This is a genomic window from Herbaspirillum sp. WKF16 (assembly GCF_028993615.1).
In the GTDB taxonomy this organism is placed as follows: Bacteria; Pseudomonadota; Gammaproteobacteria; order Burkholderiales; family Burkholderiaceae_D; genus Herbaspirillum.
Window position 1 is genome coordinate 3,419,357 of the sequence record NZ_CP118632.1, and the last position, 22,541, is coordinate 3,441,897.

Consider the following 22,541-nt stretch of genomic DNA (forward strand, 5'->3'; position numbering starts at 1 on the left):
TCCGCGGCCCGCATGTCAGGGCAAGCCGCTCAAAAACTTTTCATCCGCCTTGCTCAGCAATCCGGCTGCGCGCGCTTTGGCGATCAGGTCCGGCCGCTTGGCCCGGGTTGCTTCCAGCGCCTTCTGGCGGCGCCACTTCATGATCTCTGCATGATGGCCGCCCAGCAGGATGGGGGGCACCGGTTCGCCTTCGTAGACCTCGGGCCGCGTGTAATGCGGGCAATCCAGCAGGCCGTTGACGAAACTGTCTTCCACCGCCGAGGCGCCGTCGTTGAGTGCGCCCGGCAACAGGCGGATCACCGCGTCCATCAGCGCCATCGCCGGCAACTCGCCGCCGGAGAGGACGAAATCGCCGATGCTGATTTCCTCGTCCACGCACTTGTCGAGCAGGCGCTGGTCGATCGCTTCATAGCGGCCGCACAGCAGCACCACGCCCGGCTCCTGCGACAGGCCCACTACCCGCTCATGCGTCAGCGGCGCGCCTTGCGGCGACAGGTAGATCACCCGCGGCCGGGCCAGTCCCAGTTCTTGCTGGCGCCGCTGCGCGGCGCCGATGGTCGCCTCCAGGGGCTTGGCCAGCATCACCATCCCGGGGCCGCCGCCGTAGGGGCGGTCATCCACGGTGCGGTGGTTGTCGGTGGTGAAATCGCGCGGATTCCACAGCGACAGGCCCCAGCGTTTCTGCTCCAGCGCCCGGCGGGTAATGCCGGATTGCGTCAGCGCGGCGAACATCTCGGGGAACAGAGTGACGACATCGAACTGCATCACGCCTCCATCCCCAATGAATCCTGTTGCACTGTTGCTGGCATCGCCGGCGCCGGAAATGAAAAAACTGACCGCAGTCAGTAGTCCACGTCCCAGTCGACGATGATCTTCTTTTCTGTCTGCTGCACCGTCTTGACGAACTGGTCGACGAACGGAATCAGCATCTCGGACGCGGCGGCGGATTTCTCCTTCGCGCCCTTCCTGGCTGGCGCGGCTTCTTCAGGCTGCGCCGCACCGGGTTCTGCGTCCTGCACCGGCGCAACCACCCTCAGGATCGGGTGGGCGCCGTTGTCCATCATGTCGGACACCACGCCCAGCTGCTTGCCCTGCAGGTTTTCCACCGTTGAGCCGATCAGGTCAACCCAATAGAATTCGTCGTCATCCAGCGCCGGGAAGTGCTTGCGGGAGATGGAAACCACCGTGCCCTTCATCGCTTCGGCCGCATTGCGGTCGGCTACCCCGGTCAGGCGCGCAACGACATCGCCGCTGTGCTCCTTGGACTGCATGACTTCAACGTCTTGCTTCGGCGCGCCGGATTTCTCCAGCCACCAGGTCTTTGCATTCAGCAAGGCTTCCGCCTCGGCCGAATACGGACGCACGCGAATCCAGCCCTGAATGCCATAGGCTCCTGTCACATGGCCGACGGTCACGAGATCGTCGGGTGCGGAGAAACCCGCCTGGGCTGAACTGGTCACTGATGCGCCTTACCTGGCCTGTACCCATGCGCCCCGAGGGACGCCGGACGACAGGCCCGATGAACTTGCTTAGGCAGCGGCCTTGCCGGCGCTGGCGACCAGGCGAGCCACGGTCGGCGACAGTTGCGCGCCAACGCCTTGCCAGTAGGCCAGACGGTCTGCGGCGACGCGAACGATTTCTTCCTTGCCCGATGCGACCGGGTTGTAGAAGCCGATGCGCTCGATGAAGCGACCGTCACGACGGTTGCGCGAATCGGTTGCAACGATGTTGTAGAAGGGGCGCTTCTTGGCGCCGCCACGAGCTAAACGAATAACGACCATAATGGTTCCAGTAAGAATACGGACACGGAAAAGCCGCAGATTATAACGGACTTCCACCCGACTGGGCAACCTGCTTGCCGCTTTTGTGTACTTATCCAACGCAGAAAGCCCGCAAACGCCACCGATTCTGATGCCAAATTACATCAGGGCAAGGGATACGGCGGCCATGGCGATGACCGCCGCTGTCGAAACGACAATACTGGCTTCTCTTGCTGCAAGGGAAAGCGGCGCTGCCGATGGGCTATACTCGCCCGCTACCCCTACGACAACAGCGCCGCCGGCCACGCCGGACGGCGGGAACGAGACATTACCAGATGCAACAATCCGGCAAGCACAAGAACAAGACCCTGGCCACCCTGATCGCGGCCCTCGCCGGCGGCGTCGGCCTGCACCGTTTCTACCTGCATGGCGCGCGCGACCGCTTCGGCTGGCTGCATGTGCTGTCCATTCCGCTGTCGCTGGCGCTGATGGCGGCCAACCCGGGGGCGCCGCAGCTGTTCACCGGCCTGCCCTTCGTCCTCTCCGTGCTGTGCGGCTGCCTGGAGGCGCTGGTGATCGGCCTCACGCCCGACGACAAGTGGGACCTGAAACATAACGCCACCAGCGGCAGGCAATCGGAATCGCACTGGATCCTGGCGGTGATCATCGTCCTGACCACAGGCCTGGGCGCGATGGGCCTGATCGCCCTGCTGGCGCGCAGCTTCGACCTGCTGTTCACCGGCGGCGCCTTCGGCTGAGCGCGGCGCGATGAAAAAAGCCCGGCGGACCTGAACGGCCTCCGGGCTTTTTATTGCCTGCGCCTGCCGCGCGCAAGGCGGAACGCGTCAGAACTGGTCTTCGGACAGGGCCAGCACCGAGCCGGCGCCTTCCACGATGGCGGTGCGATAAGCCAGCGCTTGCGGCAGGATCTGGTCGGCAAAGAAGCGCGCCGTGACCAGCTTGGCCTCATAGAACTTGGCGTCGCCCTCGCCGGCCTTCAGCTTCGCCGCCGACACCGCTGCTGCGCGCGCCATCTGCCAGCCGCCGAGCACCACGCCGGCCATCTTGAGATAGGTCACGCTGCCGGCGAACACCGACTTGATCTCGCCCTTGAAGTTGGCCACCACGTAATCGACCACCTCCTCCAGCGCGCCGGCCGCCTCGTTCAGGCGCAGGCCGATGAGCTTGAGCTGGGCGTCGCCTTCCAGCCCGGCCGCGGTCTTGCGCACCTGGGCGATGATGCCCTTGGCCACCGCGCCGCCGTCGCGCACGGTCTTGCGGCCGACCAGGTCGTTGGCCTGGATCGCCGTGGTGCCTTCGTAGATCGAGAGGATGCGGGCGTCGCGATAGTACTGCGCGGCCCCGGTCTCCTCGATGAAGCCCATGCCGCCGTGCACCTGCACGCCGGTGGAGGTGACATCGATGGCCAGCTCGGTGGACCAGCCCTTGACGATGGGCACCAGGTATTCATAGAAGGCCTGGTTGGCCTTGCGGGTCGCCTCGTCGGCGTGGAAGTGGGCGGCGTCGGAAGTCGCCGCGGCCACATACGCCAGCGCGCGCGCGCCTTCAACCTGGGCGCGCATGGACATCAGCATGCGGCGTACGTCGGGCTGGTGGATGATGGTGACCGCGCCGGCCGAGCCGGCCAGGTCGCGCGACTGCACGCGATCCTTGGCGTAGGCCACGGCCTTCTGGTAGGCGCGCTCGGAGACCGACAGGCCCTGCACGCCGACGGCGAAGCGCGCGGCGTTCATCATGATGAACATGTATTCCAGTCCGCGATTCTCCTCGCCCACCAGCGTGCCGATGGCGCCGCCGTGGTCGCCGAACTGCAGCACCGCGGTCGGGCTGGCCTTGATGCCCAGCTTGTGCTCGATCGACACGCAATGCACGTCGTTGCGCTCTCCCAGCGAGCCGTCGGCGTTGATCAGGAACTTGGGCACCACGAACAGCGAGATGCCCTTCACGCCCTCGGGCGCGTTCGGCGTGCGCGCCAGCACCAGGTGCACGATGTTCTCCGCCATGTCGTGCTCGCCGTAGGTGATGAAGATCTTGGTGCCGGAGAGCTTGTAGGTGCCGTCGCCCTGCGGCACGGCGCGCGTGCGCACCAGGGCCAGGTCGGAACCGGCCTGCGGCTCGGTCAGGTTCATCGTGCCGGTCCACTTGCCGGAGATGAAGTTGGCGATGTAGGTCTGCTGCTGCTCCTTGGTGCCGGCAGTCATCAGCGCTTCGATGGTGCCGTCGGTCAACAGCGGGCACAGCGCAAAGGACAGGTTGGCCGAGTTCAGCATCTCGATGCAGGGCGTGGCCAGCAGCTTGGGCAAGCCCTGGCCGCCGAACTCCACCGGATGCTGCACGCCCTGCCAGCCGGCTTCACCGAACTGCCGGAAGGCTTCCTTGAAGCCGGCGCTGGTGGTGACGCGGCCGTCGGACCAGGAGCTGGGCTGCTGGTCGCCGGAATGATTCAACGGCGCCACCACCTCGCTGCAGAACTTGGCGTTCTCCTCCAGGATGGCCTCGGCCGTCTCCGGCGTGGCGTCCTCGCAGCCCGGCATGGCGTTGACTGCGGCCAGGCCGGCCAGCTCGTTCATGACGAACAACATATCCTTCAATGGCGCGGTGTAACTCATCTCCAACCTCCTGAGTAAAACTGAAGCGATCTGGCGTCGCTCCTTGCTTTCGAAAACACTTCCGGCGACAAAACGCGGCCGGATGAAAACACCCCGGCAAAAGCCGGGGCGGGAACTGCTGCGGATGCTGCCGGAATCAGCCCAGCTGCTTGACCAGCTCAGGCACGACCTCGAACAGGTCGCCGACGATGCCGTAGTCGGCCACCGAGAAGATCGGCGCCTCCTCATCCTTGTTGATCGCCACGATCACCTTCGAATCCTTCATACCGGCCAAATGCTGGATCGCGCCGGAGATGCCGACGGCGATGTAGAGCTGCGGCGCCACGATCTTGCCGGTCTGGCCGACCTGCCAGTCGTTGGGCACGTAGCCGGCGTCCACCGCGGCGCGCGAGGCGCCCATGGCGGCGTTGAGCTTGTCGGCCAGCGGCTCCAGGATCTTGAAGCTTTCCGAGGAGCCCATGCCGCGGCCACCGGAGACGATGATCTTGGCGGCGGTCAGCTCCGGACGATCCGACTTGGCGACCTCGCGGCCGACGAAGCTGGACTTGCCCGAATCGGCCACGGCCGAAATGTTTTCCACGGCGGCAGAAGTACCCTGGGCGCCCTGCGCGGCCTGGTCGAAACCGGTGGTGCGCACGGTGATGACCTTGACCGGATCGACCGACTGCACGGTGGCGATCGCGTTGCCGGCGTAGATCGGGCGCTCGAAGGTATCGGGCGACTCGACCTTGGTGATGTCGGAGATCTGGCCCACGTCCAGCTTGGCGGCCACGCGCGGCAGGATGTTCTTGCCGTAGGCGGTGGCGGGCGCCAGGATGTGGCTGTAGTCCTTGGCAATGGCCAGGACCTGCTCGGCCACGTTCTCGGCCAGGCCGTCGGCGAACTGCGCGCCGTCGGCCAGCAGGACCTTGGACACGCACGCGACCTGCGCGGCGGCGTCGGCCACGGCCTTGGCATTGGCGCCGGCCACCAGCACGTGGACGTCGCCGCCGACCTGGGTGGCGGCGGTGATGGTGTTGAGGGTGCTGCCCTTCAGGCTGGCGTTGTCGTGTTCGGCAATAACGAGTGCGGTCATGATCAGATCACCTTTGCTTCATTTTTCAGTTTGGCCACCAAGGTCGCTACGTCCGGCACCTTCACGCCGGCGCTGCGCTTGGGCGGCTCGACGACCTTGAGGGTCTTCACGCGCGGCGCCACGTCCACGCCCAGCTCTTCCGGCTTGACGTTGTCGAGCTGCTTCTTCTTGGCCTTCATGATGTTGGGCAGCGTCACGTAGCGCGGCTCGTTGAGGCGCAGGTCGGTGGTGATGATGGCCGGCAGGGTCAAGGCCAGGGTTTCCAGGCCGCCGTCCACTTCGCGGGTGACCGTCACCTTGCCGTCTTCCAGCACCACCTTGGAGGCGAAGGTGGCTTGCGGCCAGCCCAGGAGCGCGGCCAGCATCTGGCCGGTCTGGTTGCAGTCGTCGTCGATGGCCTGCTTGCCCAGGATGATCAGCTGCGGCTGCTCCTTCTCGGCCAGCGCCTTGAGGATCTTGGCCACGGCCAGCGGCTGCAGCTCCACATCCGCACCGACTTCGGCCAGGATGCCGCGGTCGGCGCCGATGGCCATGGCGGTGCGCAGGGTTTCCTGGCACTGCGCCACACCGGCGGAGACGGCGATCACTTCGGTCACCTTGCCGCCTTCTTTGAGGCGCACGGCTTCTTCCACCGCGATTTCGTCAAACGGGTTCATCGACATCTTGACGTTGGCGATATCCACGCCGCTGCCGTCGCTCTTGACGCGCACCTTGACGTTGTAATCCACGACGCGCTTGACTGGTACTAATACTTTCATCGCATGGCCCTTGCAAAAAGGAATTGACGTAAACGTAAACTTCTGCGGAATTATAAAAGCAAAACGAAGCGGCTATCGAAATTTAGCACGATCGTTCTTTTTAATGTTCGAAGCATACACACTAATTTCTTCGAGCGGAAGAGAAAATGCCGCCTCGCGCGAAAAAACTTGGCGCCGAAACGGCGGCGTCCCGGGCTTTCGCGGGAGCAAGAACGCCGGCCTCGGCGGGATCAGGCGGCCAGGTGCGCGACCTTCTCACCGCGCAGGCCGGCGATCAGGTTGGCCACGGCCAGCTCGGCCATGGCCAGGCGGGTTTCATGCGTGGCCGAACCGATGTGGGGCAGCGCCACGACGTTGGAGAGCTTGAGCAAGGGCGAGTCCGCCGGCAGCGGCTCGACCTCGAACACGTCCAGGCCGGCGGCGTAGATGGTCTTGTCCTGCAGCGCCGCGATCAGCGCGGCCTCGTCGACGATGCGCCCGCGCGAGGCGTTGATGAAGATCGCGCTGCGCTTCATCAGGCCGAACTCGCGGGCGCCGAACATGCGCTCGGTCTCGGGCGTGAGCGGCAGCATCAGGCAAACGAAGTCGGATTGCGCCAGCAGCTCGTCCTTGCCAACGAACGTGGCGGCCAGCTCACGCTCGGCCTCGGGGTTGGGCCGCGTGTTGTTATAGAGGATCTTCATGCCGAAGCCGTGATGCGCGCGGCGCGCCACAGCGCTGCCGATGCGCCCCATGCCGATCAGGCCGAGCGTCTTGCCGTGCACGTTCACGCCGAACTGCGCCTCGCCGATGCTGCCCTTCCAGTTGCCGGCCTTGACGTATTCGGCCAGCTCCACCACGCGTCGCGCGCTGGCCAGGATCAGCGAGAAGATGGTGTCGGCGGTAGCCTCGTTGAGCACGCCCGGCGTGTGCGCCAGCATCAGGCCGCGCCGCCTGAAGTAGTGCAGGTCGAAGTTGTCGACGCCGACCGAGACGGTGGACGCGATCTTCAGCTCGGGCGCGCCGTCCAGCATCTCGTTGGTGATGGCCAGGCTGGCGCCGAGGATGCCGTGCGCGGTCTTGAGCGACTCCAGGAAGGCGGCGCGGTTGCCGTCGTTGACGCGGTCGAAGAAGGTAACGTCGAATTCGGCCTGCAGTTGCCGGTTCAGATGTTCCGGCAATGTCTTGTACACCACTACGCGCTGCTTCATCGGTCTTCCTGAGAAAAGTGTTGAGGGGGTGGTCTAGCCGGCCGCCTCCAGTTGGGCGCGGGTCGGCAAGCCTTCCATGTCGCCGACGACCTGGATGGCGAAGGCGCCGATGCGGTTGCCGCGCATTACCGCCTGCTCCACCGGCAAGCCTTCCAGCATGCCGCTGATGACGCCCACGGCGAAGCCGTCGCCGGCGCCCACGGTGTCGACTACCTCCGCCACCTTCACGCCGGCCACCGTGCCTTCGCCATCGGCATTGCGCCAGTAGGCGCCTTCGGCGCCCAGCTTGATGACCACCATCGACACGCCGCGCTCCAGGTAGAAGGCGGCGATGTCGCGAGCCTGAGTGTAACCCGTCAGGATTTTTCCTTCAGACAGCCCCGGCAGCACCCAGTCCGCCTTGAAGGCCAACGCGTTGAGCTGCCGCGCCATCTCCTCCTGCGAAGGCCACAGCATCGGCCGCAGGTTGGGATCGAAGGAGATGGTCTTGCCGCGCGCGCGCATGAAGTCCAGCGCGTGATGCGCGAAGGCCATGGTGGTCGCCGACAGCGCCGGCGCGATGCCGGTGGCGTGCAGGTGGCGCGCGTTGCCGAAGTAGCTCTCGTCGAAGTCGTCCACCGACAGGTGGCTGGCCGCCGAGCCCTTGCGGTAATACTCGATGGCGGGATCGGCGCCGCCCACCGCGCGCGCCTTCAACTGGATCGCCGTGCGGAACTCCATGTCGGTGATCACCCGGCTTACGTCCACGCCTTCCTGCGCCACGCGCTTGCTGATGAAGCGCCCGAACGAGTCGTTGCCCACCCGGCTGGCCCAACCCACCTTCAGCCCCAGGCGCGCCAGGCCGATGGCGACATTGGTCTCGGCGCCGGCCAGGCGGCGCGTGTACTTTTCCACGTCCTCGAAGGCCCCGACCTCATCGGCCACCAGCAAGGCCAGCGCCTCGCCGTAGGTCGCCACATCCAGCTGCACCGCACTCTCGTTCATCGTCTTCCTTCTTGTTTCAAACCGCGGCCAGCATGGCCACGTAGCGCCGCGTGACCTCTTCCAGGTCGCTGCCCACCAGCGGGAACTCGATGGCGCGCATGATGCCCTTGGGGAAGTGCGCGATCAGTTGCTGCCACTCCGAGTCCTGCGCTTGCAGCGGCACCGCCTTGAGCTTGCCGTGATCGTCGCGCACGCCCTTGCAGTGGACATAGCGGATATGCGGCGCCAGCGTGCGCGCCGCCAGCTCGGGATCGACGCCGTTCCAGCGCCAGTTGCCCATGTCGAAGGTCATGCCGAAGGACACGCCGTTGCCGGTGCACAGCGACAGGAAGCTGACGATGGGTTCAAGCTTGCCGCCCTGCGGCGTCTGGTCGTTTTCCAGCAGCACTTCGACCGGCGCCTGCGACAGGTAGCGCAGCAGGTTCGGCAAGTCGCTGGCGGCGGAGAAATGCCCGAGCGAAACCTTGAGGTAACGCGCGCCCACTTCCTCCGCCTCGCCCATGGCCTGCGCGACCTGCGCCCGATCGAACTTGCCGTCGGCGGCGAACAGCTCGATCGGCGCCGAGTACACCGAGAACAGCTTGCGCTGCTCCAGCAACGCGCGCAGCGCCGTCAGGTCCTGCGCGCCGTCGAACAGCTCGCGCCGGATTTCCAGGCCGGCCGCCCCCGCGTCGGCCACCATGGGCACCAGGTCGGCATGGCCGACGCGACGCACCAGCTCGGCGCCATAGGCGGAAGCGGCGACCAGGACCGGCGTCATTTGATCGAACCCGCGCCGATGAACTGCTTGGCCTCGGCGGTCTGCGGGTCGGCGAAGAACTCCTTGGACGGTCGCGCCTCCCACACGCGGCCCTGGTGCATGAACACGGTCAGGTCGGCCACGCGGCGCGCGAACTCCATCTCGTGCGTGACCAGCAGCATGGTCATGCCGCCGCGCGCCAGCTCTTCCATCACCTTCAGCACTTCGGCCGTCAGTTCCGGATCCAGCGCCGAGGTCACTTCGTCAAACAGCATCACCTGCGGCTCCATCGCCAGCGAGCGCGCGATCGCCACGCGCTGCTGCTGGCCGCCCGAAAGCTGCTCGGGATAGGCGTCGCGCTTGTGTTCCAGGCCGACCTGCTTCAAGACCTTGATGGCGGTATCGCGGGCGGTCTCGGTGGCGGTCTTCTTGACGATGCGCGGCGAGAGCATGATGTTCTCCTCCACCGTCAGGTGGGGGAACAGGTTGTAGTGCTGGAACACCATGCCCACGTCCTTGCGCAGCTCGATCAGGTGTTCGTGCTTGTTGGTAAGCTTGTGGCCGGCCGCGGTGATGCTGCCGCCGTCGATGGTCTCCAGGCCGTTGATGCAGCGAAGCATGGTGCTCTTGCCCGAACCCGAGCGGCCGATGATCGCCACCACCTGGCCGCGCTCGACCGACAGCGAGATCCCGTTGAGGACCTGGTTGCTGCCGAAGCTCTTGGTGATGTTGTCAATCTCAACGATGGGCATGTAATTTCCTCTCCAGGGCAAAGCTGAACCGCGACAGCGGATAGCAGAAAACAAAATAGATGGCGGCCACGATGGGGAACACCAGGAAGGGCTGGAAGGTCGCGTTGCTGACCAGCTTGCCGGCCTGCGCCAGCTCGACCAGGCCGATGATCGAGGCGATCGAGGTGTTCTTGACGATCTGCACCAGGAAGCCGACGGTGGGCGGCAGCGAGATGCGCACCGCCTGCGGCAGGATCACGTGGCGCAGCTGCTGCCAGCGCGTCATGGCCAGCGCGGTCGAGGCCTCCCATTGCGGCACCGGCACCGCCTCGATGCATCCGCGCCAGATCTCGCCGAGGTAGGCGCTGGAATAGATGGTCATGGCGATGGTCGCGGCCACCATCGGCGGCAGCTTGTAGCCGAAGATCGCCAGTCCGTAGAACGACAGGAACAGGATGATCAGCACCGGCGTGCCCTGGATGATCTGGATGTAGACCGCCGACAGCAGGCGCAGCGCCGGCACGTGTGAGGTCCGCATCAGCGCCACAATGAAGCCGGCGATGCCGCCGCCGACGAAGGCCAGCGCCGACAGCAGCAGCGTCCATTGCGCCGCCTCCAGCAGGAACATGAAGTTATCGAAGGAAAATTCGGCGAGCATTACATCCTCCTAGGACGGGCCACGCCGAGACGGCGGCGGCGTTTGAACACAACCAGGCCGATCAGCCAGAAGGCCAGCCGGAACAGCAGCGCCAGTGCGATGTAGAGGAACATCACCACCAGGTAGATTTCAAAGCTGCGGAAGGTCTCCGCATCGAGCAGGTTGGCCGTGGCGGTCAGTTCTTCGGCGGAGATCGCCGAGACGATGCTGGAGGCCAGCATCATCAGCGTGAACTGGCTGGCCAGCGCCGGGTAGACCTTTTCCAGCGCGGGCGTGAGCACCACGTGGCGGATCACCTGGCCGCGCGTCATGGCCAGCGCCTGCGCCGCCTCGACCTGCGAGGGATGGATCGCCATCATGCCGGCGCGCACGATCTCGGTGGAATAGGCGCCGAGGTTGACCGTCATCGCCACCAGCGCGGCGATGTTGGCGTCGACCTGCACGCCGATGGAAGGCAGGCCGAAGAAAATGATGAACAGCTGGACCAGGAACGGCGTGCTGCGGATCAGCTCCACATAGGAGGTCACCGCGAAGCGGGCCGGCGCCGAACCGTGAATGCTCACGATCGCCCCGAAGATACCCACCGCCAAACCGCAGATCATCGACAGCGCGGAAAGCCGGATGGTAAGCAGCGCGCCCATCAGCAACTGGTCGAGATGCTGGAAGATGAACGCGAACTGAAAGTCATAGTGCATTGTGTGCTCCTTGCCTTGCACCAAAAATACGCGCCGTCATCCCTGCGAAAGCAGGGATCCAGCGACGTTAAGTGCGTTGACAACCTGATTTAAAGACACTGGGTCCCTGCTTTCGCAGGGACGACACTGCATGAAATCGACGTGTCTTAAAATACCGGCAGGTTCGGCAGCGGACCGGCCCACTTGCGCGAGATCGCATCCAGCTCGCCGTTCAGCTTGACGTAGTAGATGAAGTTGTTGAGCCACTGCTGCAGCTCGTAGGAGCCCTTGCGCACGGTCATCGAGTTCGGCTGCACCGAGTACGGGAACTTGACTTCGATCTTGCCCTGGCCGCGGGTCTTCACGATTTCGGTGGCCATGGTGTTGGGGATCGAGATCGCATCCACCTGGTTCGACAGCAGGGCCTGGGTCACGGTGGAGTCATCCTCGAAACGCACCAGCGTGGTTCCCGGCGGCGCCAGGCGGGTCAGCGCGGTGTCGTTGGTGGAGCCGCGCGAGACGCCGACCTTCTTCTTCACCAGGTCGTCGAGCTTCTTGTAGTTGGCGCCGACCGGGCCGACGATGGACAGCTCGAAGCCGCTGTAGGGAATCGTGAACAGCACCGCCTTGGCGCGCTCGGGCGTCGGCGCCAGGGTCGCGGCCAGCATGTCGACCTTGCCCGACTCCAGCGCCGGGATGCGTGCCGGCGGCACCAGCGGAACGATTTCCACCGGCAGGCCCAGGTACTTGCCGATCAGGTTGGCGACATCGACGTCGTAGCCGATGGGCACGCCCTTGGCGTCGACGCTGCCGAACGGCGGCGTGCCGCTGACCACGCCGATGGTGATCTTGCCCTTCTTGGTCAGCTCGGCGATGCTTTGCGCGCTGGCGCTGGCGGCGCCTGCGACCGCGCAGGTCGCGGCCAGGGTCAGCGCGATGAATTTGGTGCTGAAAAGCTTCTTGATGCTCATCCTAGTCTCCTGAAATTGCGCCGTGATACACGGCAGTCCGTGTGGCTCCGAACCCCTCCGGGCTCTTGCGCCCCTCTTTGCTGCTCGCCTGATCTGCCTCAGGTCTGTTGTGCGGCCTTGTGGGCCGGTCCTGTATGTGGATTCATGAATTCGTTCAGCGCTGCCAGGCTCTTCCGTCCTGTTTTAAGGTCTTACCATAAAGGCGCATGGCGGCTGGTACCGGTTCCAGCGCCGCCGTCCTTTCAGGCCGCGATGTCGCTCTCGGCCTTCGCGCGCACGCTTTTGCGCGCCGCTTTTCCGCCCGGCGCGATAGCGCTCGAACCGCGGGTGATCAGGCGGCCGTCGAGCAGGATCTCCATGCGCACCGAACGTTCGCCGTTGATGCGCACCAGCAGCCGCTCGATGGCGGTGAAACCGATCTCGTAGGTCGGCTGCTCGATGGTGCTGATGCCGCTGCCCACCAGCGGCGACCAGGCCAGCTCGTCGAAGCACAGCAAGCCCACGTCCTCGGGGAAACGCAGCTTCATGCTCTGCAGCGCCAGCGCGATCTGCAGCGACACCATGCCGTTGCCCGCGAGGATGGCGATGCGTCCCTCGCTCGCACGCCGGCGCGCCAGGAACTCGCGCAGGACCGTGGCCACATGGCCGGGCTGGTCGATGTGCACTTCCAGCGTTTCGCCATGGCACGCAGGCTGCTCCGACATCGCTTGCAGGAAACCGGCCTGGCGCCCCTGGCGCGAACTCACGCCGTACAGCGGCTGCACCACCAGCGCGATATCCGTATAGCCTTGCGCCAGCAGGTGCCGCGTAGCCAGCTGCGCCGCCTTCACGTTGTCCAGCCCCACCAGGTCGAAGTCGCAACCCTCGATGCGGCGATCCAGCAGCACCACCGGGAAGGCCGCCTGCCCCAGTTCCTTGAGCGGCGTGGTATTGCGTCCCTGCGTGTTGAACAGCAAGCCCTCCACGCTGTAGGAATGCAGCGCGGCCAGGGATTGCTTCTCGCGCTCCTCGTCGTTGCCGGTATTGCACAGCATGAGCGTGTAGCCGTACTTCTGGCAGGCCGCTTCGGCGCCGTGCAGCACCGCCACCGAATACGGATTGAGGATGTCGGCCACCAGCATGCCGATCAGCCTGGTGCGCCCGCCCTTCAAGCCGCGCGCCATCTGGCTGGGCTGATAACCCAGCCGCGCGATGGTCTTGCCAATCTGGTCGCGCAGGCGCACCGACAGGGCATCGAACTCGCCGCCGAGGAAACGCGATACGCTGGTTTTCGACACCCCGGCCTCACGCGCAACCTGCGCGATAGTGACCCGGTCGGCGCCGGTCTTTGTGTTTTGTCTCACTGTTGCCCGCCAAATCTTTGATCGTCCATCCGATCGTTGTCAGTCGATTTGTGCTTCCTGGGTTCCGGGCTGCTCATTTATTGAATCTTTTGGAACCGGTTCCAAGATAGCAGCGCAAAAATCGTTTGGCAAACGGTTTCAGATGAAAAATTTGAGGCGCAAGGATGAAGCGCAAGCGGTGAAAAAGAAAGATGCCAAGGGGCAATGGAGCGCCTTGGCAACCCCATTCTCGGCAGGCAAGATCGCGCCCAACCCCGCATTCTGCAGCGCAACCCGCCCTTGCTCAGCCGACCAAGGCGGCGGCGCTGGGAGATGACCGCACCGTGATGCTGACGCTGGGTTATCGCTATTGATCACCGATGCCGGATCGTCACGAAAAAAGCCGCCCAAGGGCGGCTTTTTTGATCTCGCGAAGGCGGCGGCTTATGCCGCCAGCTGCTGCATATGCTTGCTCACCGCCTCCAGCACGATGGGATCGACTCCCTCCCCCTGCGTCTGCTCGATGTGCGCCAGGAAGGCGCGGCGCATGCGCGGTTCCCAAAAGCGTTTCAGGTGCGAGGCCAGGTCGGCCACCGCCTGCTCGCGGTCTGGCATGGTGGAAAAAAAGCTGCCGATCTGGTTGGCCATCTTGATCAGGTGTTCGGTGTTCATGTGTGTGCCTCCTGCGCTCTCTGTCTTGTCGTTCGATGGATGCCTCAGCGCAGCCGGTGCGGCCGCGCGTAGACCACATGGCCCTGCTTGCGCACGAAGCCCAGCAGGGTGACGTCGGTCTCCTCGGCCAGCCGGATCGCCAGCGCGGTGGGCGCGGAGATGGCGGCGATGAAGCCGATGCCGACCGTGGCGGCCTTCTGCACCATCTCGTAGCTGGCGCGGCTTGTGATGATGGCCGCGCCTTGCGAGAAGTCGGCGCCGTCCTCGGCCAGCGCGCCGATCAGCTTGTCCAGCGCGTTGTGGCGCCCCACGTCCTCGCGCACCAAAGCGATCTTGCCGTCCGCGCCCAGCCATGCGGCGGCGTGCGTGGCGCCGGTGGCTTGCTGCAACTGCTGGCCGCCCTGCATCTCTTCCAGCGCGGCATGGATCTGCGCGATCGTGAAGCCGGCGCCGCCCGCGGCCACCGCCTTGGGATGGCGCACCGCCTGCTCCAGCGTCTCGGCGCCGCACAGGCCGCAGCCGGTGCGGCCGGTCAGGTTACGGCGCTTCTCCTTCAACGCCACGAAGCGCTCGGTGGCGATGCGCATCTGCACCTGCACGCCTTCGCAGCCGGGCACGATCTCGCACTCATACAACTCGCCCGGATCCGCGACGATGCCCTCGGTCAGCGAGAAGCCCAGCGCGAAGTCTTCCAGGTCGGCCGGCGTGGCCATCATCACGGCGTGCGAGATGCCGTTGTATTCCAATGCGATCGGCACCTCCTCGGCGACCACGTCCTCCACCGTCTCGCGCCGGCCGTCGCGCCAGCGGTCGACCTGGACGCGGGCGGAGGTGGCGAATTCGCCGGTGTCTTCATCGATGTTCGGTGATGGGGGGATGCGTGCGTTCATGCTTTCCTGCGGTTCATTGTGTAACGGTATGACGATGATGCTGCTACGGAGAAATCACGTTAATGCCGCCACCTCCTTGTCGTTCCGGCGAAAGCCGGAACCCAGTGACGTTCGTGGTGCATCCACGGCCGTTTAACGTCGCTGGATCCCGGCTTGCGCCGGGATGACGGTTTATCTTTCGACAGCAACCGGGCGGATCATCGTGACGCCGCACCTGCCACCCATCACTTCGTCACCAACGGTTCCGTCGCCTTCTCGCCCTTGAGCAAATCAAGCTGCTCGCGGTTGAAGCGCTGGTAGTGCCGCTGCCATTCGGACGGCTGGCTCACCGGCAGCACCTGCACCGCGGTCACCTTGTACTCGGGGCAATTGGTGGCCCAGTCCGAGTTGTCGGTGGTGATCACGTTGGCGCCCGATTCCGGGAAGTGGAAGGTGGTGTACACCACGCCCGGCTGCACCTTCTCGCTCACGGTGGCGCGCAGCACGGTCTGGCCCGCGCGCGACTCGATCCCGACCCAGTCGCCCTCGCGGATGCCTCGATCCTCGGCGTCGTGCGGATGGATCTCCAGCACGTCTTCGCTGTGCCACTGCGAGTTCTCGGTGCGGCGCGTCTGGGCGCCGACGTTGTACTGCGACAGGATGCGCCCGGTGGTCAGGATCAGCGGGTAGCGCTGCGTCACCTTCTCGTCGGTGGCGAAATATTGCGTGTTGAGGAACTTGCCCTTGCCGCGGATGAAGCTGCCGATATGCATGATCGGCGTGCCCTCCGGCGCGGCGTCGTTGCATGGCCACTGGATGCTGCCCAGCTTCTCCAGCTTGGCGTAGTTGACGCCGTGGAAACTCGGCGTCAGCGCGGCGATTTCATCCATGATTTCAGAGGGATGATTGTACGGCATCGGGTAGCCGAGCGCTTCGGCCAGCGCCACCGTGACTTCCCAGTCCGACTTGCCGGCCTTGGGCGGCATCACCTTGCGCACGCGCGAGATGCGGCGCTCGGCGTTGGTGAAGGTGCCGTCCTTCTCCAGGAAGGAGGAGCCGGGCAGGAACACGTGGGCGTACTTGGCGGTTTCGTTGAGGAACAGGTCCTGCACCACGATGCATTCCATGGCTTCCAGGGCCGCCGCCACGTGCTGGGTGTTGGGGTCGGACTGGACGATGTCCTCGCCTTCGCAGTACAGGCCCTTGAAGCTGCCCTCCAGCGCGGCGTCGAACATGTTGGGGATGCGCAGGCCCGGCTCCGGGTTCAGCGTCACGCCCCAGGCCTGTTCGAACTGGCCGCGCACGGTGGAGTCCGAGATGTGGCGGTAGCCCGGCAGCTCGTGCGGGAAGGAGCCCATGTCGCAGGAACCCTGCACGTTGTTCTGGCCGCGCAGCGGGTTCACGCCCACGCCTTCGCGGCCGACGTTGCCGGTGCACATGGCCAGGTTGGCGATGCCGATCACGGTGGTCGACCCTTGCGCATGCTCGGTCACGCCCAGGCCGTAGTAGATCGCGGCATTGCCGCCGGTGGCGAACAGCCGGGCGGCGCCGCGAATGGCCTCGGCCGGCACGCCGGTGACCTCGGCCATGGCTTCGGGCGAGTTGTCGGGGCGCAGCACGAAGGCCTTCCAGTCCTCATACGACTTCACGTCGCAGCGCTCCTGGATGTAGTCCTCCTGCTGCAGGCCTTCGGAGAGGATGGCATGCGCCAGCGCGGTGATGATGGCGGTGTTGGTGCCGGGGCGCAGCTTGAGGTGGTAGTCGGCCTGGACGTGCGGCGACTTCACCATCTCGGTGCTGCGCGGGTCGATCACGATCAGCCTGGCGCCCTGGCGCAGGCGGCGCTTGATCTGCGAGGCGAACACCGGGTGGCCGGAGGCCGGGTTGGCGCCCATGATCATGATCACGTCAGACTTCATCACCGAATCGAAGGTCTGGGTGCCGGCCGATTCGCCCAGCGTCTGCTTGAGGCCGTAGCCGGTCGGCGAATGGCACACGCGCGCGCAGGTGTCGACGTTGTTGTTGCCGAAGGCGGCGCGCACCAGCTTTTGCACCAGGTAGGTCTCTTCGTTGGTGCAGCGCGAGGAGGTGATGCCACCGATGGAATCCTTACCGTGCTTGGCCTGGATGCGGCGGAACTCGCTGGCGGCATACGACAGCGCTTCTTCCCACGACACTTCCTGCCAGGGATCGCTGATGCTCTTGCGGATCATCGGATTGAGGATGCGATCCTTGTGGGTCGCGTAGCCCCAGGCGAAGCGGCCCTTCACGCAGGAGTGGCCGTGGTTGGCCTTGCCGTCCTTGTAGGGCACCATGCGTACCACTTCATTGCCCTTCATCTCGGCCTTGAAGGCGCAGCCCACGCCGCAGTAGGCGCAGGTGGTGACTGCGCTGTGCTCGGCCTGGCCCATCATGATCACGGTCTTCTCGGTCAGCGTCGCGGTCGGGCAGGCTTCCACGCAGGCGCCGCAGGAGACGCATTCGGACTCCATGAAACTGTCCATCTGCCCGGCCGAGACGCGCGACTCGAAGCCGCGGCCGTCGATGGTCAGCGCGAAGGTGCCCTGGGTCTCTTCGCAGGCGCGCACGCAGCGGTTGCAGACGATGCACTTGGAGGGATCGTAGGTGAAGTAGGGATTGGATTCATCCTTCTTCATCTTCAGGTGGTTCTCGCCCTCGTAGCCGTAGCGCACCTCGCGCAGGCCGACGGCGCCGGCCATGTCCTGCAGTTCGCAGTTGCCGTTGGTCGGGCAGGTCAGGCAGTCCAGCGGGTGGTCGGAGATGTAGAGCTCCATCACGCCGCGGCGGATCTCGGCCAGCTTGGGCGTCTGCGTGCTGACCTTCATGCCCGGTTCGCAGGGCGTGGTGCAAGAGGCCGGATAACCCTTCATCTTGCGCCCGTCCTTCTCGATTTCCACCAGGCACAGGCGGCAGGAGCCGAACGGCTCCAGGCTGTCGGTGGCGCACAGCTTGGGCACGTTGATGCCGGCCTCGACCGAGGCCCGCATGACCGAGGTGCCGGCCGGCACGGTGACCTGGACGCCGTCGATCTCCAGCGTGACTTCCTGCTCCGAGACGCGCGCCGGCGTGCCGTAATCCGTTTCATTGAGCTGATTCATGATGCAAACCTCCGCAATTCGATAAGTGGATCAGGCAGCCTTCTCATTGGGCGTGCCGAAGTCTTCCGGGAAATGGTTCAGCGCCGACAGCACCGGGAACGGCGTCATCCCGCCCATGGCGCACAGCGAGCCGTTGACCATGGTGTCGCACAGGCTGCGCAGCAGGTGCACCTGCTGCGGCCGGTCCTGGTTGGCGATGAGCTTGTCGATCACCTCCACCCCGCGGGTCGAGCCGATGCGGCACGGCGTGCACTTGCCGCAGGACTCCACCGCGCAGAACTCCATCGCATAGCGCGCCTGCCTGGCCATGTCGACCGTATCGTCGAAGACCACCAGGCCGCCGTGGCCGATCATGGCGCCGATGGCGGCGAAGGCCTCGTAGTCCAGCGGCGTGTCGAACTGCTGCTGCGGCATGTAGGCGCCCAGCGGACCGCCCATCTGCACCGCGCGGATCGGACGCCCGCTCTCGCTGCCGCCGCCGAAGTCTTCCAGCAGCTCGCGCAAGGTGAGGCCGAACGCCTTTTCCACCAGGCCGCCGCGTTTGATGTTGCCGGCCAGCTGGAACGGCAGCGTGCCGGCCGAGCGGCCCACGCCGTAGTTCTTGTAGAACTCCGCCCCGCGCGCCAGGATGATGGGCACCGAAGCCAAGGAGATCAGGTTGTTGATCACGGTGGGCTTGCCGAACAGCCCTTCCAGCGCCGGCAGCGGCGGCTTGGCGCGCACCACGCCGCGCTTGCCCTCCAGGCTTTCCAGCATGGCCGTCTCTTCGCCGCAGATGTAGGCCCCGGCGCCCTTGCGCACCTCCAGGTGGAAACGTTTCCCGGATCCCTGGATGTCGTCGCCGAGATAGCCGCGCCGGCGCGCGATGGCGATGGCCTCGTCGAGCGTGGCGATGGCGTGCGGATATTCGGAGCGCACGTAGATGTAGCCGTGGGTGGCGCCCACGGCGATGCCGGCGATGGTCATGCCTTCGATCAGCATGAAGGGATCGTCTTCCATCACCATGCGGTCGGAGAAGGTGCCGGAATCGCCCTCGTCGGCGTTGCAGACCACGTACTTCTGCGCCGCCCTGGCGCCGGCCACGGTCTTCCATTTAATGCCGGTCGGGAAGGCGGCGCCGCCGCGGCCGCGCAGGCCGGAGTCCAGCACTGTCTGGACGATCGCCTCGGGCTCCATGGCCAGCGCACGGGTCAGACCGGCGTAGCCTTCATGCGCCAGGTAGTCCTCCAGCGACAGCGGGTCGGTAATGCCGACGCGAGCGAAGGTCAGGCGTTCCTGATTCTTCAGGTAGGGCAAGGCGTCGACCTCGCCCTGCCTGAGCGGATGGTCGCCGCCGCCCAGCAGTCCGGCGTCGAACAGGGCCGGCACGTCGCCGGCGTCCACCGGTCCGTAGCCGATGCGGCCCACCGGCGTGCCCACCTCCACCAGCGGCTCCAGCCAGAACATGCCGCGCGAGCCGTTGCGCACGATATCCACCTTCAGGCCGCGCCGGCCGGCTTCGGCCGCGATGGCGGCGGCCACGTGGTCGGCGCCCAGCGCCAGCGCGGTGGAGTCGCGCGGGACATAGACGGTGATGGCGTCGCGGCTCATGTCGCCTCCCGCTTGGCCTGCACCAGCCGCTGCAGCTTGTCGGCGCCGACCCGGGCATGCAGCTCGTCGTCGATCATGATATTGGGGCCGCAGGCGCACTGCCCCAGGCAATACACCGGCTCCAGCGTGAACTGGCCGTCGGCGCTGGTCTCGTGGAAGGCGCAACCCAGCAGATCCTGCGCCTGCCCGGCCAGCGCCTCGGAGCCGCGCGCCTGGCAGGCCTCGGCGCGGCATACCTGCACCACATGCTTGCCCGGCGGCTGCTGGCGGAAGAAGTGATAAAAGGAAATCACGCCGTGCACCTCGGCGCGCGAGAGGTTGAGCTCGCCGGCGATCATGGGGACGGCGTCGGCCGGGATGTAGCCGACCTTCTCCTGTATCCCGTGCAGGATGGGCAGCATGGCGCCCGCCATGCCCTTGCGTTCGGCGATGATGCCGCGCACCGCCGCCACGTCGAAAATCTGTTGCCTGTTCATTGAAGTCTCCTGCCTTGCGATGATGCGGCCGTCGTCCCTTCGGGATCTGGTTGGCCAGCCGCTAATTTCAAATGAAACCGGGTATGGCTGCGCCTTTGAAGCGGGCGCGGCCTGCTTGAAACATGTCGTATGAAGAAGGAAGGAAAAGCACGGAGCGGGCGCGGCCGCCGGCCGACGCAATGGCAATTGCAATGGCAAAGGCGCGCCCGGGGCCGGGAAAGCTGGCCCTGTGGGTGGTTACAGCTGGTCTCCGTTGTCGCATGTTCTCCCTGCCTTTACGGTTGGTACTGAACACTGAGGATGCGGGCCCGGCCATACCGGAGGACCGGGCCCTGCTCCTGCTTTTTTTGATAGTCGCTGACACAACCCGCCTGCGGATGCGCTCCCCTTGCGGGTTGTGTCAGCGGCTTTCGCCGCTGGCCGGCATCCCGAGGGACGCCGGCCGGTATTGCCTTGCTTCAGTGGCCGATCAACGGAACAGCACGGCCGATTTCTGCAGCACCAGGGTGATGCCCCAGATCAGCGGGATGCCCACCGCGGCCCATGCCAGTCCGATCATCAGCGGGTTGCCGCCGGAACCGATCTTCGACATATCGTCCGAGGAAGCCGTGGCAGCCGCTTCGGCCGCCGACTTCTCGTGCGCCAGCTTCTTTTCATGCGCCAGTTCGTCCGGCGTCATGAAGTGCTTGGCGGCGACCGGGCGGATCAGCAGGTTGCAGATCAGGCCCAGCACCAGCATGCCGGCCAGGATGTACATCGTGGTGTTGTAGACCTGGTCCTTGGGCATGCCCAGCGACAGTTGGTACTCGCGCATGTAGTTCACCACCACCGGGCCCAGGATGCCGGCGGTCGCCCACGCGGTCAGCAGGCGGCCGTGGATGGCGCCCACCATCTGGGTGCCGAACAGGTCGGCCAGGTAAGCCGGGACGGTGGCGAAGCCGCCGCCGTACATCGACAGGATGATGCAGACCGCGCCCACGAACAGCGCAATGCTGTGGCCCTTGGCCGACCACGGCAGGCTGACGTACAGCACGAAGCCCAGCACGAAGAAGATCGCGTAGGTCAGCTTGCGACCGAAGAAATCGGAGCACGAGGCCCAGGCGAAACGGCCGCCGATGTTGAACAGGCTGATCAGGCCGGTGAAGCCCGCCGCCAGGGCGGCGATCGCGGCCTTCTGCTCGACCGACAGGTCGTTGAAGCCGACGTCCACGCCCAGCAGGTGGCCGCCGAACACTTCCTGCAGCATCGGCGAAGCGATGCCGATCACGCCGATGCCGGCCGACACGTTCAGGCACAGCACCAGCCACACCAGCCAGAACTGGGGAATACCCCAGACCTTGGAGACGTGCACGTGGTTCTGGGTGATCATGGTGCCGCTGTTGGCGGCTGCCACGGGCGGGGTCCAGCCGGCCGGCTTCCAGCCCGAGGGCGGGACGCGGTAGCCGAAGGCGCCGGCCATCATGAACACGAAGTAGATGATGGCCATGACCACGAAGGTTTCCCACACGCCGACCGAGGTCGGGGTGGCGAACTTCTTCATCAGCGCATCGGCCAGCGGAGTGCCGACCAGCGCGCCGCCGCCGAAGCCCATGATGGCCATGCCGGTCGCCATGCCGCGGCGGTCCGGGAACCACTTGATCAGGGTCGAGACGGGCGAGATGTAGCCCAGGCCCAGGCCGACGCCGCCGATGACGCCGGAGCCGACCCACATCAGCCACAGCTGGTGGGTCTTGACGCCCAGCGCCGAGATCAGCAGGCCGCCGCACCAGCACACGGCTGCCACGACACCGGCCTTGCGGGGACCGGCGTGTTCCAGCCAGCCGCCCCAGATCGCGGCGGAAATGCCCAGGAGCACGAAGAACATGGTGTACATCCAGCCCAGCATGGAGATCTTCCAGTCACAGGTGGACGAGAAGATCTGCGCGAAGAAGCCGACGTCGGCGCCGCAAGCGATGGGCGCGGTCACGCCCAGCGCCTTGGACAGCGGCAACCAGAACACGGAAAAGCCATAGGCCATCCCGATACACAGGTGAATTGCGAGCGCGGCTGGCGGCACCAGCCAACGGTTGAAGCCAGGCTTGGCGACTGTACGTTCCTTGTCCAGGAAATCGAAAGCCATTATTCCTCCGAATATTTATTTGATGATTGATGTGGTGGATCCAGGAGGAAATGCGCGGCAAAGCCGGTAGGGGCGGTTCGTGTGGCCGACCCATCTTTGCGACGATATCTCTCTCTGTTTATATATGCACAACACTGCATATATTTTTTATCATTTATGCAGGATGCGGCGAAATTATCACCTAAAAACGGCAAGCTCAATATG

21 protein-coding genes are annotated in these 22,541 nt (G+C 65.2%); 1 reads left to right on the forward strand and 20 read right to left on the reverse strand.

The genetic code is table 11. The features are described 5' to 3' along the window. Window positions 1–15: 15 nt before the first annotated feature. From trmD to rpsP, 3 genes are all read right to left on the reverse strand, one after another. Window positions 16–765: a tRNA (guanosine(37)-N1)-methyltransferase TrmD gene (gene trmD, locus Herbaro_RS15520; protein ID WP_275010515.1), complete on the reverse strand. Its 750-nt coding sequence runs from the start codon at window positions 763–765 to the stop codon at window positions 16–18. 77 nt (window positions 766–842) lie between these two features. Next, window positions 843–1,460 carry a ribosome maturation factor RimM gene (gene rimM, locus Herbaro_RS15525; RefSeq protein ID WP_275010516.1) on the reverse strand — a complete coding sequence of 206 codons (618 nt, stop codon included), beginning with the start codon at window positions 1,458–1,460 and terminating at the stop codon, window positions 843–845. A 69-nt stretch (window positions 1,461–1,529) separates the two neighbouring features. Continuing rightward, a complete protein-coding gene (gene rpsP / locus Herbaro_RS15530) occupies window positions 1,530–1,781 on the reverse strand; it encodes a 30S ribosomal protein S16 (protein WP_275010517.1) in 252 nt (83 codons plus the stop codon). 314 nt (window positions 1,782–2,095) lie between these two features. Between rpsP and Herbaro_RS15535 the strand changes: the two genes are divergently transcribed. Then, a complete protein-coding gene (locus Herbaro_RS15535) occupies window positions 2,096–2,518 on the forward strand; it encodes a TM2 domain-containing protein (RefSeq protein ID WP_275010518.1) in 423 nt (140 codons plus the stop codon). A gap of 87 nt (window positions 2,519–2,605) precedes the next feature. Here the strand turns inward: Herbaro_RS15535 and Herbaro_RS15540 are convergent, their stop codons facing one another. The 17 genes from Herbaro_RS15540 to Herbaro_RS15620 all read right to left on the reverse strand — a co-directional run bounded on the left by Herbaro_RS15540 (window position 2,606) and on the right by Herbaro_RS15620 (window position 22,337). Continuing rightward, window positions 2,606–4,390, reverse strand: a complete 1,785-nt coding sequence (locus Herbaro_RS15540; protein ID WP_275010519.1) for an acyl-CoA dehydrogenase — start codon at window positions 4,388–4,390, stop codon at window positions 2,606–2,608. Window positions 4,391–4,526: 136 nt separating this feature from the next. Further along, entirely contained in the window at window positions 4,527–5,465 is a 939-nt protein-coding gene (locus tag Herbaro_RS15545) for an electron transfer flavoprotein subunit alpha/FixB family protein (RefSeq protein WP_275010520.1), read from the reverse strand. Window positions 5,466–5,467: 2 nt separating this feature from the next. Continuing rightward, a complete protein-coding gene (locus Herbaro_RS15550) occupies window positions 5,468–6,223 on the reverse strand; it encodes an electron transfer flavoprotein subunit beta/FixA family protein (protein ID WP_275010521.1) in 756 nt (251 codons plus the stop codon). 230 nt (window positions 6,224–6,453) lie between these two features. Next, window positions 6,454–7,413 carry a 2-hydroxyacid dehydrogenase gene (locus Herbaro_RS15555; RefSeq protein WP_275010522.1) on the reverse strand — a complete coding sequence of 320 codons (960 nt, stop codon included), beginning with the start codon at window positions 7,411–7,413 and terminating at the stop codon, window positions 6,454–6,456. 33 nt (window positions 7,414–7,446) lie between these two features. After that, window positions 7,447–8,397 carry a sugar kinase gene (locus Herbaro_RS15560; RefSeq protein WP_275010523.1) on the reverse strand — a complete coding sequence of 317 codons (951 nt, stop codon included), beginning with the start codon at window positions 8,395–8,397 and terminating at the stop codon, window positions 7,447–7,449. 16 nt (window positions 8,398–8,413) lie between these two features. Then, window positions 8,414–9,157 carry a sugar phosphate isomerase/epimerase family protein gene (locus Herbaro_RS15565; RefSeq protein ID WP_275010524.1) on the reverse strand — a complete coding sequence of 248 codons (744 nt, stop codon included), beginning with the start codon at window positions 9,155–9,157 and terminating at the stop codon, window positions 8,414–8,416. Then, window positions 9,154–9,888, reverse strand: a complete 735-nt coding sequence (locus tag Herbaro_RS15570; protein WP_275010525.1) for an amino acid ABC transporter ATP-binding protein — start codon at window positions 9,886–9,888, stop codon at window positions 9,154–9,156. Before Herbaro_RS15570 ends, Herbaro_RS15565 begins: the two co-directional genes overlap by 4 nt. Further along, a complete protein-coding gene (locus Herbaro_RS15575; RefSeq protein WP_275010526.1) occupies window positions 9,875–10,525 on the reverse strand; it encodes an amino acid ABC transporter permease in 651 nt (216 codons plus the stop codon). The genes Herbaro_RS15570 and Herbaro_RS15575 overlap by 14 nt, the downstream gene beginning before the upstream one ends. Continuing rightward, the gene (locus Herbaro_RS15580; protein WP_275010527.1) at window positions 10,525–11,220 is read right to left on the reverse strand and encodes an amino acid ABC transporter permease; all 696 of its coding nucleotides are present in this window, start codon (window positions 11,218–11,220) and stop codon (window positions 10,525–10,527) included. The genes Herbaro_RS15575 and Herbaro_RS15580 overlap by 1 nt, the downstream gene beginning before the upstream one ends. A gap of 146 nt (window positions 11,221–11,366) precedes the next feature. Further along, window positions 11,367–12,170 (reverse strand): transporter substrate-binding domain-containing protein, encoded by an 804-nt coding sequence (locus Herbaro_RS15585; protein ID WP_275010528.1) that lies wholly within the window; start codon window positions 12,168–12,170, stop codon window positions 11,367–11,369. Window positions 12,171–12,412: 242 nt separating this feature from the next. Then, complete coding sequence (locus Herbaro_RS15590) at window positions 12,413–13,513, reverse strand: LacI family DNA-binding transcriptional regulator (protein ID WP_275010529.1); 1,101 nt, start codon at window positions 13,511–13,513, stop codon at window positions 12,413–12,415. Between the two features lie 423 nt (window positions 13,514–13,936). Further along, on the reverse strand, window positions 13,937–14,164 hold the full coding sequence (locus Herbaro_RS15595; protein ID WP_275010530.1) for a formate dehydrogenase subunit delta: 228 nt from the start codon (window positions 14,162–14,164) through the stop codon (window positions 13,937–13,939). A gap of 44 nt (window positions 14,165–14,208) precedes the next feature. Then, complete coding sequence (gene fdhD / locus Herbaro_RS15600) at window positions 14,209–15,054, reverse strand: formate dehydrogenase accessory sulfurtransferase FdhD (protein WP_275010531.1); 846 nt, start codon at window positions 15,052–15,054, stop codon at window positions 14,209–14,211. A gap of 224 nt (window positions 15,055–15,278) precedes the next feature. Then, window positions 15,279–18,152 (reverse strand): formate dehydrogenase subunit alpha, encoded by a 2,874-nt coding sequence (gene fdhF / locus Herbaro_RS15605; protein WP_275010532.1) that lies wholly within the window; start codon window positions 18,150–18,152, stop codon window positions 15,279–15,281. A gap of 30 nt (window positions 18,153–18,182) precedes the next feature. Next, window positions 18,183–19,742 carry a formate dehydrogenase beta subunit gene (locus Herbaro_RS15610; protein ID WP_275010533.1) on the reverse strand — a complete coding sequence of 520 codons (1,560 nt, stop codon included), beginning with the start codon at window positions 19,740–19,742 and terminating at the stop codon, window positions 18,183–18,185. Beyond that, window positions 19,739–20,218: a formate dehydrogenase subunit gamma gene (locus Herbaro_RS15615; RefSeq protein WP_275010534.1), complete on the reverse strand. Its 480-nt coding sequence runs from the start codon at window positions 20,216–20,218 to the stop codon at window positions 19,739–19,741. The genes Herbaro_RS15610 and Herbaro_RS15615 overlap by 4 nt, the downstream gene beginning before the upstream one ends. Window positions 20,219–20,687: 469 nt before the next feature. Next, window positions 20,688–22,337: an OFA family MFS transporter gene (locus Herbaro_RS15620; RefSeq protein WP_275010535.1), complete on the reverse strand. Its 1,650-nt coding sequence runs from the start codon at window positions 22,335–22,337 to the stop codon at window positions 20,688–20,690. Between the last annotated feature and the right edge of the window lie 204 nt (window positions 22,338–22,541).